Annotated in this window: 11 protein-coding genes; 4 read left to right on the top strand and 7 right to left on the bottom strand. The window is 61.9% G+C overall.

Annotated features, from left to right (window positions below; translation table 11 throughout):
- Nucleotides 1-23 precede the first annotated feature (23 nt).
- A complete protein-coding gene (gene kynU / locus EOA19_RS11385) occupies nucleotides 24-1,271 on the top strand; it encodes a kynureninase (protein WP_128303629.1) in 1,248 nt (415 codons plus the stop codon).
- Between the two features lie 411 nt (nucleotides 1,272-1,682).
- Nucleotides 1,683-2,423, top strand: a complete 741-nt coding sequence (gene lexA / locus EOA19_RS11380; protein WP_128303628.1) for a transcriptional repressor LexA — start codon at nucleotides 1,683-1,685, stop codon at nucleotides 2,421-2,423.
- Here lexA and EOA19_RS11375 read toward each other — a convergent pair.
- Nucleotides 2,417-4,867, bottom strand: coding sequence for a ComEC/Rec2 family competence protein (locus tag EOA19_RS11375; protein WP_128303627.1), 2,451 nt, complete (start codon nucleotides 4,865-4,867; stop codon nucleotides 2,417-2,419). The genes lexA and EOA19_RS11375 overlap by 7 nt on opposite strands.
- A gap of 101 nt (nucleotides 4,868-4,968) precedes the next feature.
- Here EOA19_RS11375 and gltX point away from each other — a divergent pair, with 101 nt between their 5' ends.
- Both gltX and gltA read left to right on the top strand, forming a co-directional pair.
- A complete protein-coding gene (gene gltX / locus EOA19_RS11370; protein ID WP_128303626.1) occupies nucleotides 4,969-6,402 on the top strand; it encodes a glutamate--tRNA ligase in 1,434 nt (477 codons plus the stop codon).
- 185 nt (nucleotides 6,403-6,587) lie between these two features.
- Nucleotides 6,588-7,916, top strand: a complete 1,329-nt coding sequence (gltA, locus tag EOA19_RS11365; RefSeq protein ID WP_027036654.1) for a citrate synthase — start codon at nucleotides 6,588-6,590, stop codon at nucleotides 7,914-7,916.
- A 68-nt stretch (nucleotides 7,917-7,984) separates the two neighbouring features.
- Here the strand turns inward: gltA and lpxB are convergent, their stop codons facing one another.
- From lpxB to bamA, 6 genes are all read right to left on the bottom strand, one after another.
- Entirely contained in the window at nucleotides 7,985-9,163 is a 1,179-nt protein-coding gene (gene lpxB, locus EOA19_RS11360; RefSeq protein WP_128303625.1) for a lipid-A-disaccharide synthase, read from the bottom strand.
- Nucleotides 9,156-10,073 carry an LpxI family protein gene (locus EOA19_RS11355; protein ID WP_128303624.1) on the bottom strand — a complete coding sequence of 306 codons (918 nt, stop codon included), beginning with the start codon at nucleotides 10,071-10,073 and terminating at the stop codon, nucleotides 9,156-9,158. Before EOA19_RS11355 ends, lpxB begins: the two co-directional genes overlap by 8 nt.
- Nucleotides 10,045-10,878, bottom strand: coding sequence for an acyl-ACP--UDP-N-acetylglucosamine O-acyltransferase (gene lpxA / locus EOA19_RS11350; RefSeq protein WP_128303623.1), 834 nt, complete (start codon nucleotides 10,876-10,878; stop codon nucleotides 10,045-10,047). The genes EOA19_RS11355 and lpxA overlap by 29 nt, the downstream gene beginning before the upstream one ends.
- Before the next feature lie 13 nt (nucleotides 10,879-10,891).
- Nucleotides 10,892-11,359, bottom strand: a complete 468-nt coding sequence (fabZ, locus tag EOA19_RS11345; protein ID WP_128303622.1) for a 3-hydroxyacyl-ACP dehydratase FabZ — start codon at nucleotides 11,357-11,359, stop codon at nucleotides 10,892-10,894.
- Nucleotides 11,352-12,410 (bottom strand): UDP-3-O-(3-hydroxymyristoyl)glucosamine N-acyltransferase, encoded by a 1,059-nt coding sequence (gene lpxD / locus EOA19_RS11340; RefSeq protein ID WP_128303621.1) that lies wholly within the window; start codon nucleotides 12,408-12,410, stop codon nucleotides 11,352-11,354. Before lpxD ends, fabZ begins: the two co-directional genes overlap by 8 nt.
- Before the next feature lie 75 nt (nucleotides 12,411-12,485).
- On the bottom strand, nucleotides 12,486-14,852 hold the full coding sequence (gene bamA, locus EOA19_RS11335; protein ID WP_128303620.1) for an outer membrane protein assembly factor BamA: 2,367 nt from the start codon (nucleotides 14,850-14,852) through the stop codon (nucleotides 12,486-12,488).
- Between the last annotated feature and the right edge of the window lie 216 nt (nucleotides 14,853-15,068).

Below are 15,068 nucleotides of genomic sequence, written 5' to 3'. Positions count from 1 at the left end.
GAACAACCGGGGACTGACCGACCATGAGTGGAATTCCTGATCTCGCCGCAGTCGAAGCGATGGATGCCACGGATCCGCTGCGGGCCATGCGCGACCGTTTCATTCTGCCGGAGGGGATGATCTATCTCGACGGCAATTCACTGGGGGCAGCGTCTCATGCCGTTTTCAGCGAGCTGCAGCAGGCGGCGACCCAAGAATGGGCCCAGGATCTCATCCGAGCTTGGAACACGGCCGGATGGTTCGAGATGCCAATCGAACTCGGCGACCAGCTCGGACGCCTGATAGGAGCCGCGGCCGGCCAGACCGTTGTCTGCGACACGACATCGACCAACATCTACAAGGTGCTGCACGCGGCGATGGAGATGCGGCCCGGCCGGTCGGCCATCGTCGCCGAAGGTGACAGTTTTCCCACCGACCTGTACATCGCCGAAGGCGTGGCCTCGACCCGGGATGGCGTCCTGCTGCGCCTCGCGGGTGTCGACGCGCCGACCATCGAAGAGCTGATCGACGAAAACGTCGCGGTGGTGCTGGTCAATCACGTCAATTACAAATCGGGTGAACTGCGCGACATGGCGGCGCTGACGCGCAAAGCTCATGCGGCCGGAGCGCTGATCGTCTGGGATCTTTGCCACACCGCCGGCGCCCTGCCCGTCGAGCTCGATCACGCAAATGCCGATTTCGCCATCGGCTGCACCTACAAGTACCTCAACGGCGGTCCGGGCGCACCGGCCTTCATCTATGCCGCGCAGCGCCACCACGGCGATATCAGCCAGCCGCTCAGCGGCTGGTGCGGCCATGCGCGGCCCTTTGCCTTCGAACGGGGTTATGTTGCCGGCACCGGCATCCGCCGCTTTTTGTGCGGCACTCAGCCGATCCTGTCGATGCGGGCGCTCAAAGGCGCGCTTGCCATCTGGAATGACGTCGACATGGCGGCATTGCGAAAGAAGAGTGTCGCGTTGACAGAACTGTTCATCCAGCTCGTCGAAGCCAGGTGCGGCGCCTACGGTCTCACGCTGGAGACCACCCGCGACGCGACCAGGCGCGGCAGCCAGGTGTCGTTCCTTCACGATCACGGCTATCAAATCATGCGGGCGCTGATCGAGCGCGGCGTCATCGGTGATTTTCGTGCGCCATCGACCATCCGTTTCGGCTTCACGCCGCTCTATGTCGGCTACAAGGATGTGTGGCTGGCGGTTGAGGTGCTGGAGGATATTCTGCGCACGGGCGCATGGAAGGACCGCCGTTTCGCGGTCAAGGAAGCCGTTACCTGACGCAACGATCCCCGCGATCCACCGCCGCCGCCCTCACTGCCTGGCAGATGACGGAGGGCTGAATTTCCAGCCACAAATGCCAACAGACGTTGGCGTTTTGGCTCCGTTTCGTTCACGGCAAACGAACGTCCCGAAGATTGATATCGTCCTTTGTGGAGGTCGATAGACTGATAATGCCAAGCCTTGGGTCGAGGATGAGCCACAGGTCATTAACCATAATAATTTCAATGTGAGCAGGCGCATCGCCGTGCCTAGCGCCTGTTGATCGCGACCCGCTGGCAAGCGCCAAATAATTTCAGCAGCCTTAACAAATTCATTAAACTTTAAACGGTTGCAGAACACAACTGGAACAGATAGGGTTTGTTCTGGGTTTGTTTTTCGATTCTGGTTTCAGGTAACCTGGGGGCCGCCATGCTGACGCGCAAGCAACATGAACTGCTGATGTTCATCCATGAACGCCTGAAGGAGAGCGGCATTCCGCCATCCTTCGACGAGATGAAGGAGGCGCTTGACCTTGCCTCCAAATCCGGGATTCATCGGCTGATCACCGCACTTGAGGAGCGCGGCTTTATTCGCCGGTTGCCCAACCGGGCACGCGCGCTGGAAGTGCTGCGATTGCCGGACTCGATCGCGCCCGGTCTCAACGCGGCAAAGAAGTTTTCGCCAAGCGTCATCCAGGGCAGTCTCGGTCAGGGTGGCGCCCTTGGCCGGCAGATCAAGCCGGCGCCTTCGCGGATGCCCTCGCCCGGCAATGATGACGATGCGGTCTCCGCCGTGTCGATCCCGGTCATGGGCCGTATCGCCGCCGGTGTGCCGATCGATGCCATCCAGCATCAGACGCATTCGATCTCGGTGCCGCCGGATATGATCATGGGCGGCGCCCACTATGCGCTGGAGGTCAAGGGTGACTCGATGATCGAGGCCGGCATCTTCGATGGCGACACCGTCATAATCCGCAACGCCGACACCGCCCAGCCAGGCGAGATCATCGTGGCGCTGGTCGATGAAGAGGAAGCGACGCTGAAGCGGTTCCGCCGCAAGGGCGCTTCGATTGCTCTCGAAGCCGCCAATCCGGCCTATGAAACCCGTATTTTCGGCCCGGACAGGGTCAAGGTGCAAGGCAAGCTCGTCGGCCTGATCCGCCGCTACTGAGGCGGCTGTGGGTTGGCCGCTGGCTTCTCCGGTTTCTTGAAGGGTGCCAGCCCCCTTGCCTCACGAGAGTATTTGCGTTGCGTGTGCCAGGGCCGATATGGGCTGTCCACCGCGAAGCTGATCGTCGCCGGCGTGGTCGCCGATTGGCGATCGAAGAAGACCGCGGCACTGCCTTTGCGAGCCAGTTGCCGCTTGGTGATGACGAGAACCAGCGGATTGTGACAGGCGTCATACGCGGTGGCGTCATTGATGACGATCAGCTCGGCGAAGCCGCAGGCTTTCCAGGCGTCCTTGCGGTCCTCGACATAGGCAATGATCGCACCGGACATGTGCCTGGCCACGCAAACGCCTGAGGAGCAATAGAACGGCGATCCCAGCGGCAGATCAACGGCATCCGCGACATCGAATTGCCCATCGCTGTTGTCGAACACCTCTGGCACGACGATGGTTTCTGATGTCAGGGCGCGTTTCCAGTTGTCGACGGTGAATTCGTTCGGCCGTTCCCGGCTGACGGCAAGCTCGCCGCCACCGATCGGCAACGCCACCAGCCGGGCGTCTTCCGAGATTAGCACATCCGGCGTGCGCGTATCCGAGACGGTCAGCAAGCCTGCCAGCGCGAATGGCAGAGCAGCGAGCCGCAGCCAAGTTGTCGCCATTGTCGCGATGACCAGGGCAATTGCCACCAACAGGACCGACTGCTGCGAAATCAGCCCGACCCCATCGACAGGCGAACGCTCGGAGATCCAGCCTGATATGGCAATCATCATCGTCAGGCCCTTACCCATCAGGTAGAGAGCCGGCCAATCCAATCCGAAAGGCATCAACAGCGCGCTGGCGACGGCCAGGAACATGACGACGGTGACGATCGGCATTACCGCGAGATTGGCAAACAGGCTGAGCGGCGAGACACGCTGAAAATGCCAGATGGCAAACAGCGTCGTCGCGCTTCCCGCGATGATCGAGGTCATGGCAAGGCCGGTTGCCGCCAGCAGGAATTTTCGCGTCAGGAAACCGGGCACGGATCGCTTTGGCGGCGGCGGTCTTGCTTTTCCCGCGCGGTGATCCGCCCAGCCGGCATAGGCGCCGACCAGAGCCGCGGTCGCGGCGAACGACATCTGAAAACTCGGGCCGACCACCTCATGCGGCGACACCACGATGACGGCGATCGCCGAGATCGCCAGATTGCGCATGGTGAGTGCTGCTCGATCGAACAGCACGGCAATCAGCATCACCGCCAGCATGATGAAGCTGCGCTCGGCGGCAACGACGACTCCAGAGATGATGAGATAGGCCGCGATCGAGAACAGCGCGGCGGCAGCGGCATACTTCTTGACCGGGCGACGCGCGGAAAAGTCGGGAAACAAGGCGAAGGCGCCGCGCAGCAATCCCATGATGGTGCCCGCGACCAGCGCCATATGCAGTCCCGAAATGGAGATGATGTGGTAGATGCCGGTACGTCGCATCGCCTCATTGATCTCATCGGGAATGCCGGCGCGCACGCCGACGATGAGCGCCGCGGCGATCTCGCCTTCGGCGCCGCCGACGCTGGCCCTGATATGGTCGGCGATGCCTTCACGGGCTTTTTCCACGCTAGAGGAAATTCGGGCCGACAGCGGCATGTCGCCATCGTCGCTAACGACAAGCTTTGGATTGCCGAGAAAGAATCCGCTGCCGCCGATGCCGGCAAAATAGCTGTCGAAGGAGAAGTCATAGCTGTCCGGCCGCACCGGCCCGGTCGGCGGCAAGAGCTTGGCATATCCGGTGATGAGGGAGCCGGCGGTCACGTCAGCCGGGATCTTGCGTGCCGAAAGCCGCACCCGTTCCGGCGCATAGCGCAGTTTCGGTCTTGCGGTCGATGTCACGTCGATGGTCAGCCGGATACGGCCGGTTTCCATCCGGTCGAGCGAGACGACGCGGCCGGTGACTTGCGTCGAAATTTCCGAGCCCAACATTTGTGTGCCCGCACGCCACGTCTCGACCTTGGCAGCAAGCAGTCCTAGGGCGCACAAAAGTGCCGCCATGAAACACAGATGGGTCTTTGGCCATGAGCGCGAGACCAGCGCACAGATCCCCGTCAGAATGACAACCGCGACAGGTCTCGCAAAGTCGGGTTCAGCCGTCAGCGAAAAATAGCCGATCGCTCCGATCGCCAGGCAGACCGGCACCAGCAGGAAGGCCACGCCCCGGTCGAGTTCCAGGCTCGCCGCCGTGTTCACGCTGTGGCGCAGGCGAGGCAGTGATGTCAGGCTGATTTGCCGGCGCACGCGAACGATCCTGCCGGTTTCGGCAACAGGAACAGAGGCGGCGACATGCGCTTGTAACGGCGCTTGGCCGGGATCCGGCAGGAGGGGCGACGGCAATGGCAGAGGCGCAAAGAGGGACCGTTCGCTGACGCCGATGGCAGCGTCCTCGCCCTGATCCGAGCCCCAGCCTCGTCCAGCCATCGGGTCTGCCCCTTGCGCCCTCGACACCCTATGCTACATGAACGCCGGGCGCGCGAAAGTCCGCGCAACCGCACCCGCTTCAGATGGTTTCCGAGAGTTCCATGTCCGACAAGGTCGTCACCCGTTTTGCCCCCTCGCCCACCGGCTATCTGCACATAGGCGGCGCGCGCACGGCGCTGTTCAACTGGCTGTATGCAAAGCACACTGGCGGCACGATGCTGCTGCGCATCGAAGACACCGACCGTGAACGCTCCAATGAAGCCGCGACGGCTGCCATCCTCGACGGGCTTTCCTGGCTTGGCCTGAGCTGGGACGGCGAGCCGGTGTCACAGTTCGAGCGTGCGCCGCGCCACCGCGAGGTGGCCGAGGAGCTCGTGCGCATGGGCATGGCCTATTATTGCTATGCCACGCCAGCCGAACTGGAGGCCATGCGCGAGGCTGCCAGAGCCAAGGGGCTGCCGCCCCGCTATGACGGCCGCTGGCGCGACCGCGACCCCTCTGAGGCGCCCGCAGGCGTCAAGGGCGCCATCCGCATCAAGGCGCCGACCGAAGGCGAGACCATCGTCCATGACCGTGTCCAGGGCGAGGTGCGCTTTCCCAACAAAGATCTCGATGACTTCATCATCCTGCGTTCTGACGGCAATCCCACTTACATGCATGCCGTCGTCGTCGATGATCATGATATGGGCGTCACCCATATCATTCGCGGCGACGATCATCTGACCAATGCCGCTCGCCAGACCGTGATCTACAACGCCATGGGCTGGGACGTGCCGTCCATGTCGCATATCCCCCTGATCCACGGCGCCGATGGCGCCAAGCTGTCGAAGCGGCACGGCGCGCTTGGCGTCGAGGCCTATCGCGCCATGGGTTACCTGCCGGAGGCGCTGCTCAACTACCTGGCGCGCCTTGGCTGGAGCCATGGCGACGACGAGATCATGTCGATCAAGGATATGATCTCGTGGTTCGACATCGGCGATGTCAACAAGGGCGCGGCGCGCTTCGACTTCGCCAAGCTGGAGGCGATCAACGGCGCGCATATGCGCCGCATGAGCGATGCCGAACTGTTCGACATCTTCATCGCCACCCTGCCCTATCTCGAAGGTGGCCCGGCGATCGCCGCGCGCCTGAACGACAGCACCAAGGCGCAGTTGCTGGCAGCGCTTCCGGGCCTGAAGGAGCGCGCCAAGACACTGGTCGAGCTCGTCGATGGCGCGGCCTTCCTGTTCGCCACGCGCCCCCTGCCGATCGACGACAAGGCGGCCCTTCTGCTTACCGACGATGCCCGCAAGATCCTGCGCAGTGCTCACGAAGCTTTGAACGGGCTTGCGGGTGATGCGGGTGACTGGACAGCCGCCTCGGCGGAGGCGGCGATCCGCGAGGTGGCAGCGGCCGGCAGTCACAAGCTCGGCGCGGTGGCCCAGCCTTTGCGCGCTGCGTTGACCGGCAAAAGCACCTCGCCGGGCGTGTTCGATGTGCTCGCCGTGCTCGGCCGCGAGGAAAGCCTGGCGCGCATCTCAGATCAAATCGATTAGGAGCAAACTGGCCCAAGAAGATTGGCATTGAAAGGCGGGTTTCGCAGTGCAACATTAGGCCTTGGCCCAATCTGGCACGCACCTCCTGAAATGCGGTGGCGAATACGCGCATTGCGGTGATTTTCGACGTGTCGCTCTGCAGAATTTTGCCTTTGCCGGCATGAGGAAACAAGAAGGAGTTTGCAATGACCGAAGCTGCGAAAAAAATGGATTTGGGCGGCAAGACCCAGGAGGCCACGGCAACGCTTGCATTCGCCGGCAAGACCCATGAATTCAAGGTGCGAAGTGGTTCGGTCGGGCCTGATGTCATCGATATCGCCTCGCTCTACTCAACCACCGGCGCCTTCACTTACGATCCCGGCTTCACCTCGACGGCAAGCTGCGAGTCCGAAATCACCTTCATCGACGGCGACGCCGGCATCCTCCTGCACCGCGGCTATCCGATCGACCAGTTGGCCGAACATGGCGATTTCCTCGAGGTCTGCTATCTCCTGCTCTACGGTGAATTGCCGACCAAGGCGCAGAAGGACGACTTCGACTATCGCGTGACGCGCCACACCATGGTGCATGAGCAGATGTCGCGCTTTTTCACCGGCTTCCGCCGCGACGCGCATCCGATGGCGGTGATGTGCGGCGTGGTCGGCGCGCTGTCGGCCTTCTACCACGACTCCACCGACATCTCCGACCCCTACCAGCGCATGGTTGCCTCCATGCGGCTGATCGCCAAGATGCCGACGATCGCGGCGATGGCCTACAAATACCACATCGGCCAGCCGTTCATTTACCCGAAGAACGAGCTCAACTTCGCCGCCAACTTCCTGCACATGTGCTTTGCCGTGCCGTGCGAGGAATACAAGATCAACCCGGTGCTGGCGCGCGCCATGGAGCGCATCTTCATTTTGCACGCCGACCACGAGCAGAACGCCTCGACCTCGACCGTTCGTCTCGCCGGCTCGTCGGGCGCCAACCCGTTTGCGTGCATCGCCGCCGGTATAGCCTGCCTGTGGGGACCGGCGCATGGCGGCGCCAATGAAGCGGCGCTCAACATGCTTGGCGAGATCGGCCATGTCGATCATATCCCCGAATTCATCGCCCGCGCCAAGGACAAGGACGACCCCTTCCGCTTGATGGGCTTTGGCCACCGCGTCTACAAGAACTACGATCCGCGCGCCAAGATCATGCAGAAGACGGCACATGAGGTTCTGGGCGAGCTCGGCATCAAGGACGATCCGCTGCTCGACATCGCCATGGAGCTGGAAAAGATCGCGCTGACCGATTCCTATTTCATCGAGAAGAAGCTCTACCCGAATGTCGACTTCTATTCCGGCATCACGCTGAAGGCGCTGGGCTTTCCCACCACCATGTTCACCGTGCTGTTCGCGGTCGCCCGCACCGTCGGCTGGATCGCCCAGTGGAAAGAGATGATCGAGGATCCGCGCCAGAAGATCGGCCGCCCGCGTCAGCTCTATACCGGCGCACCCGAGCGTGACTACGTGCCGATCGCCAAGCGGTGAATTGGGAGTAGGGATTGGGGATTGGGCAGTAGGCAGTAGGCAGTAGGCACGGTCAACTTCCCTACTCCCTACTGACTATTCCCTCTCTTGATATACCGCATCACCACCTGCGCGGCGATCTCGCCGGACGGTCTATCCGTCGCCATGCGCCGCGTGATCTCTGCAAATCCATTCTTCTGCCAGGCGCGCATGCCGCTGTCGGCGAACAGGGCTTCCAATTGCCGGGCCAGATTGTTCGGCTTGATGTAGCCGTCGTAGAATTCCGGAATAAGCGCTCGATCCGATATCAGATTGGGCAGCAGCGCCGACCAGACGGAAACGAGGTACGGCGCCAAGACGCGCGCGACCGGGTCGAGCCTGTAGCAGGAAATCATCGGCACGCCGGCCAGCGCCAGTTCCAGCGATACCGTCCCGGACGCGATCAGCGCCGCATCGGCTTTGCCGAAAGCCTGCCATTTGCGTTGGGGATCGACGATGATCTCAGGCTTTTCATCCCAGCGGTTGACGGAGGATTTGACGAGGTCGGCGACATGCGGAACGGTCGGCAGCAGCAGCCGTAGGCGGTGGCCACGCGCACGCAGAATCGACACCGTCTCGCCGAACGGGTCGAGCAGCCGCCGTACCTCGCCACGCCGCGAACCGGGCAGGACGAGCAGGGTCTTGACGCGATCAGGAGAAAGGTCGCGCGGCAGCTCCTGCGCCTTGGCTGCGGCCAGCAAGCCCGCATCGTGGGTCAGGCGATGCCCGACATAAGTGCCCGGTGGCCCGCCGAGCCGATCGAGCTCCTTGACCTCGAAAGGCAGGATGCAGAGGATGTGGTCGACATAGGGCTTCATCGCCACCGCCCTGCCCGGCCGCCACGCCCACACGCTCGGGCAGACATAGTGGATGATTGGAATCGACGGGTTGGCCGCACGCACCTTTTTGGCGACGCGCAACGAAAAGTCCGGACTGTCGATGGTGACAAGGCAGTCCGGCTTTTCGTCGGCAACGGTCTTGGCCAGTTGGCTGATCCGCCGTATCAGGCGCGGCAGGTCGCGCAGGACGGCACTGAACCCCATGAGGGCGATCTCACCGGCATCGAATGGCGAGACCAGTCCCAGCGCCTGCAAATGACGGCCGCCGAGGCCGACGAGTTGCACCTCGCGCCCGGCCGCCTGCCTGAGCGAGCGTACTATGTCGGCGCCGAGCAGGTCGCCGGACTCCTCTCCGGCAACGATCGCGATCTTCAATGCCCTGTCAGCCATTGCGCGGCTCCGTGGTGACAGGCAGGCCAAGGACGAACAGGCCGAGTGCATTGGCGCGTGCGATGGTTCCAGGACCTTCGAGGATCAGCGAGCGTCCCGCCTCGACGGCAATGCCGGCGAGCCCGGCCGCGTGCGCTGCCTCGACCGTCTGCGGACCGATGGATGGAAGATCGGCGCGCAGTTCCTGACCAGGCTTGGCGCACTTGACGAGGACGCCGCGGGTCTTGCCCGCAATACGGCCGTGGCCACGCAGCAGCTTCGCACGATCAAGCAGGCCGGCTGTTCCTTCGATGCCTTCCAGCGCGATTGCCCGGCCGCCAACCGCGATCGCCGCCTGGCCGACATCCAGCGCCCCGATGGCCTTTGCTGCCGCAAGGCCCGCCTCAATATCGCGCCAGTCCAATTTTCGCGGTTCGGCCTTGGTCAGCACGCCTTCGGCGGCGACAAGATTCGGCACTACTTCGTGGGCGCCAACGACCTTTATTCCACGCGCTTCGAGGCCCCGTGCCAAGATCTTTAGAAGACCATCATCGCCACGCGCGAGCGCCATGACGACCAAAGGAATCACCGCGAGCAGGCTGAGACTGGGGCGCAGCGCAAGCACTCGCGGCCGGCGCTTGATCTCGCCTGCAAGCACCAGATGGGTGATCCGGTGCCGCCGCAGCAATGGGACGAGCGAGCCTATACCTTCCAGAGCGAGGTTTTCGTGATCGTATCGGGAGAGTTCCGCGATGCGGTCGACTTCGCCTTCCATCAGGATGACGAAGGGCGGATAACCTTGTTCAGCCGAACCGGCCGCGACTTCGACCGGCAGACTGCCGCCGCCGGCAATGATGCCGACCCTGGAGCCCGGCGGAAGATCAAGACGCGCTGCCGCTGTCTCAGTCTTCGTCATCGACATCGTCGCCATCGCCGCCCTTGAGCGACGGCACAGCATAGTGCCGCTTGCCGCGACTGGTGATGAAATCGATGATCTTCATGGCGGTCGGCGACGACGCGAACTCCGCCTTGGCGAATTCGATGTTCTCGCCAACGGTGCGGGAACGATCGAAGATCATCCTGTAAGCCTTGCGCAGCACAAGGATTTCGGACCTCGGCAGGCCGGAGCGCTTGAGGCCGATGATGTTGAGACCGCGCAGGCTGGCGCGGTTGCCGACCGCGATGGCAAAGGGAATGACATCGCCGACGATCGCCGAGCAGCCGCCCAGAAAGGCGTTGTCGCCGATGCGAACAAACTGATGCACAGCGGTCAGGCCGCCGATATAAACATTGTTGCCGACCTCGCAGTGGCCGCCCAGCGTTGCACCATTGGCGAACGTCGCATTGTTGCCGACGACGCAATCATGGGCGATATGGGCGTAGGCAAGGAAATTGCCATTGTCGCCGACCGTCGTCTCGCCGCGGCTGGAATCGGTACCGAGATGCATGGTCACGCCTTCGCGGATCGTGCAGTCCCTGCCGATGACCAGGGTGGTTCGGCCGCCCTTGTGCTTGGTGTTCTGCGGCGGCGCGCCCAATGTCGCCATCGGGTAGACCTTGGTCGAGGCGCCGATCGACGTCGCGCCCATCACCGAGACATGACTAACCAGTTCGACGTCGTCGCCGATCACCACATCGGCGCCGACATGGCAGAACGGCCCGATGCGCGCGCCTTGGCCGATTTGGGCGCCTTCCTCGACAATGGAGGAAGCATGAATGGATGTCTTGATTTTCATAAGCACTCGATCGTCAGTCGCTGGTGACCATCATGGCTGAAATCTCGGCCTCGGCCGCCTTAGCGCCGTCGACCATGGCTTCACAAGCGAATTTGAGCAGATTGCCGCGTTTCTTGATTTTCCTGACATAGATCTTCAACTGGTCGCCGGGAACGACCGGTTTGCGGAATTTGGCGTTGTCGATGGTCAGGAAATAGACCAGCGACGGCTTTTCGGTACCCAGGCTGCGGATACAGATGGCGCCGGCCGTCTGCGCCATCGCCTCAACGATGAGCACACCCGGCATGACCGGCTGCTCAGGGAAATGGCCCTGAAAATGCGGCTCGTTTATGGTCACGTTCTTGATGCCGATGGCGGATTCGTCGCCATCGATGTCGACGATACGATCGATCATCAGGAACGGATAGCGGTGCGGCAGGAGCTTCATCAGCCCCATGATGTCGACCGCTTCCAGCGTCGTCGACGCGATCATGTCAGCCATTGCCTCCCTCGCCCTGTTTGCGGGTCCTGGCGAGCTTGCGCAGCATGGCTATCTCCCGCATGGCTTCCGCCATCGGCTGTGCCGGATAGCCGCCCCAGATCTCGCCTGCAGGGACATTGCTCATAAATCCACTTCTGGCGGCAAGCTTGGCCCCTGTCCCTATGGTCAGGTGATCCGCAAGCCCGACGCCGCCGCCCATGGTGACATTGTCACCCACCACCACGGAACCCGAAATACCCGAAAGCCCGGCTATTATGCAATTGCGGCCGATGCGGACGTTATGGGCGATCTGCACGAGATTGTCGATCTTGGTGCCCTGGCCGATGACCGTATCGGACATGGCGCCGCGATCGACGGTGGTGTTGGAGCCGATCTCGACGTCGTCCTGGATAACGACACGGCCGATCTGCGGCACGCGTTCGGGACCCTTGGCCCCTCCAACGAACCCAAAACCATCTTGGCCTATCCTGGCACCGCCATGAATGATGACGCGATTGCCGATCAAGGCATACTGGACGCTCGCGCCTGGACCGACATAGCCGTCGCGGCCGATCTGGCAGGATTGTCCGATGACCGCATTTGGGGCGATGACGGTACCGCTGCCGATCGAAGCGCCTGGCCCGATGACCGCGCCGGCCTCGATGACGGCACCGGCTTCGACATGCGCGGTCGCATCGACATGAGCGTGCGGCGAGACGCCGGTTTCACTGGTCATCGGCCCTGGTGTCGCCGCCCTCGGAAACAGCAGACGCCCGACAAACGCGAAGGCCTGTTGCGGACGCGGATGAACCAGAACGGCAACGCCGGCCGGCGCCTTGCCGGCAAATTCCGCCGGGCACAGGACCGCGGCTGCCCGCAGCGACGGCATCAGCGCGGAATTGCGCTTGCCGTCGACAAAGACGAGCGCATTCTCGCCGCCCTCGCTGGCCGGCGCGAGTGCTTCGATCGAAATATCTGAGTGGCCGGAATCGACGAGCACCGAGCCGGTCAGATTCGCGACTTCGCCCGCCGTATACCGGCGTGATGGCGCGAAGAACACCGGATCGGTCATTCCAGAAGCTATATCCAGCTAGGTCGGAACATTTCTCCCGGACCCTGAAGACCCGGGAGCATCGTTGGCCGCCGATCAGAAGCGGGTCGATATGCCGAAGTTGAATTCCTGCACGTCGTCGCGCGCTTCCTTCTTGACCGGGATCGCATAGTCGATACGGATCGGACCGAACGGCGACGCCCACATCAGGCCGAGGCCGACCGAGGCACGCAACTTCATCCCGACCGAGTCCTGGGTGACGCCAGCGGTGTCGACCTTGCTGCCATAGAGCGTTGCCGCATCCGCGAAGACAGCGCCACGCAAGCCGAAGCTTTCCGGCACAACCGGCAACGGAAACTGAGCTTCTGCGGACGCATTGAAATAGGTCGTGCCGCCGAGATGGTCGCCCGTAGCAGTATCGACAGGACCGATGCCGCCATAGGCGAAGCCACGGATCATGCGATCGGTGCTCTGGAACTGATCGAAAATCCGCAGACCATCGCTGCCGTATCCTTCAACATGGCCAGCGCCACCTGAAACGAGCCCGACCAGATCATACTGCTCCGACAGCGTCTGGTAGATGCTGCCGCGTCCCGTGACCTTCACGAACTTGGCATCACCGCCGAGGCCTGCGACTTCTACCGTCGTGGTGGCGTAGATACCCTCGTGCGGGCTCTTCATATCGTCGATGGTGTTGTAGACCAGCCCGAGGCTGACCGACGACTTGATCCAAGGGCTTTGTTCGATGCCATCCAGGATAGCCGTGGAAACGTCACACTTCGCCGGATCGTAAACGCCGCCGGTCACGCAATCGTCTTCCAGCTTATACTTTTCTTGCGAGATGTTGTACGCCAACTGGGTCGAGATGCTGTCGGTGATCGGCAGACCGAAGCGCACCGTCGCGCCCACAGTGTCGCTTTCGTAGTTGTCGTATTCCCTGGTCTGCTTGAAGATGTCGAAGCCGGCGGCGATGCGCCGTCCGAGGAAATAAGGCTCGGTGAAGGACAGGCTGTAGTCGCGTGAATTCTTGCCGCCGCCCGCCGACAGCTTGATGAACTGGCCACGACCGAGGAAGTTGCGCTCGGTCACCGAGCCTTCGACCGACGGACCGGCCGTGTCGCCACCGGTCGAATAACCAGCGCCCACCGAGAACTCGCCGGTCGATTTCTCGACCACATCGACCACCAGAACGACCTGGTCAGGCTGCGAGCCCGGCACGGTCGAGATGTCGACTTTCTCAAAGTAATTCAAGTTTTCCAAACGCTTCTTCGCGCGCTTTATGAGCACCTGGTTGAAGGCGTCGCCTTCGCTGACGTCGAACTCACGGCGAATGACATAGTCACGCGTGCGATCGTTGCCGCGGATTTCGATGCGCTCGATATAGGCCTTGGTGCCCTGGTCGATCGTATAGACAACCGAAATGGTGTGGTTCTCGAAATTGCGGTCGCCGCGCGGCGTGACCTGCGCGAAGGCATAGCCGGAACCGGCCACCTTCTCGGTCAGCGCGATGATGGAATCCTCTACGTTCTTGGCGTTGTAGACGTCACCCTTGTGGGTCTCGATCACCGATTCCAGCGACTTGCCGTCGACTTCAGGGATCGAGCTCTCGACGCTGACGTCACCGAACGTGTAGCGGTCGCCTTCCTGGACGGTGATGGTGACCGTGTACTTGTTCGTCGCACTGTCGAGTTCACCGACAGCGGACACGACCTGGAAGTCGGCATACCCATGATTGTAGTAAAAGCGACGCAGCAGCTCCTGGTCGGCGCGCAGCTTGTCGTCGTCATAGACGTCGTCGCGCAGGATGAAGGAAACCCAGGACGAACGCTTGGTGTTGATGATATCCGACAGGCGGCGGCTGGAATAGGCGCTATTGCCGACGAAATTGATCGCCGCGATCTGCGTGCGATCGCCTTCAGCGATGTTGAAGACAACATTTACGCGATTGTCGCCAAGCTGCATGACCTGCGTGGTCACGGTTACATCGTCGCGACCAATGCGCCGGTAGGCAGCCTTGACCGATTCCACATCGGCATCGAGCGTCGCCTGTGAGAACGTTCCGCGCGGCTTCAGCTGCACGGCCGCCGCAAGCGCATTGTCCTTGAGCTTCTTGTTGTTCTGGAACAGCACCTGGTTGACGACCTGGTACTCGGCAACCTTGACCACCAGCGTCGAGCCGACCTGGTTGATCTGCACGTCCGAAAACAGACCTGTGCCGAACAGCGCCTTGACCGCACCGTCGATATCGGAACTGGAGAAAGCCTTGCCCGGCTTGATGGTGATGTAATTGCGGATGGTCTCAGCGTCGATACGCTGGTTGCCGCTCACTTCGACTCTGCTGACGACAGCGGCTTCAGCCGCCGATGTGGCAACGAACTGCACTGCGAGCGCGCCTGACACGACCATGGCCGCGGACAGGGTCACCGCGGACGCGGCGCTTAGAAACTTGGATGCTGCCTTCATCGGGCTTAATAACCTTTTCTCGTAGTCCCCACGGCGAGAAAACCGGACGTGCGGTAATTTCCCCTACCGTATTAACCGGATTTTCCCTACACGCAAGGCTTCTGGTTAATTTGTATTTACTTAACCCTGCGGCGTGGCTTTCGCGTCACTCATATCCCCTTGCATGGTAAACGGCGTCTCAACATCGTCCATGCAGAAGCCAAATTTCTTCATGAT

Origin of the sequence: Mesorhizobium sp. M7A.F.Ca.US.010.02.1.1, assembly GCF_004023085.1 — a bacterium.
Classification (GTDB): Bacteria; Pseudomonadota; Alphaproteobacteria; order Rhizobiales; family Rhizobiaceae; genus Mesorhizobium.
This window is presented reverse-complemented; position numbering and strand designations above follow the sequence as displayed.

Bases quoted from the DNA above. Each gene is read 5' to 3' on its own strand.
- EOA19_RS11355 (WP_128303624.1), bottom strand. From the start codon at position 10,073: ATGGCGACGATGTCGATGACGAAGACTGAGACAGCGGCAGCGCGTCTT.
- gltA (WP_027036654.1), top strand. From the start codon at position 6,588: ATGACCGAAGCTGCGAAAAAAATGGATTTGGGCGGCAAGACCCAGGAG.
- kynU (WP_128303629.1), top strand. From the start codon at position 24: ATGAGTGGAATTCCTGATCTCGCCGCAGTCGAAGCGATGGATGCCACG.
- lpxD (WP_128303621.1), bottom strand. From the start codon at position 12,410: ATGACCGATCCGGTGTTCTTCGCGCCATCACGCCGGTATACGGCGGGC.
- lpxA (WP_128303623.1), bottom strand. From the start codon at position 10,878: ATGAAAATCAAGACATCCATTCATGCTTCCTCCATTGTCGAGGAAGGC.
- fabZ (WP_128303622.1), bottom strand. From the start codon at position 11,359: ATGGCTGACATGATCGCGTCGACGACGCTGGAAGCGGTCGACATCATG.
- lpxB (WP_128303625.1), bottom strand. From the start codon at position 9,163: ATGGCTGACAGGGCATTGAAGATCGCGATCGTTGCCGGAGAGGAGTCC.
- gltX (WP_128303626.1), top strand. From the start codon at position 4,969: ATGTCCGACAAGGTCGTCACCCGTTTTGCCCCCTCGCCCACCGGCTAT.
- bamA (WP_128303620.1), bottom strand. From the start codon at position 14,852: ATGAAGGCAGCATCCAAGTTTCTAAGCGCCGCGTCCGCGGTGACCCTG.
- EOA19_RS11375 (WP_128303627.1), bottom strand. From the start codon at position 4,867: ATGGCTGGACGAGGCTGGGGCTCGGATCAGGGCGAGGACGCTGCCATC.
- lexA (WP_128303628.1), top strand. From the start codon at position 1,683: ATGCTGACGCGCAAGCAACATGAACTGCTGATGTTCATCCATGAACGC.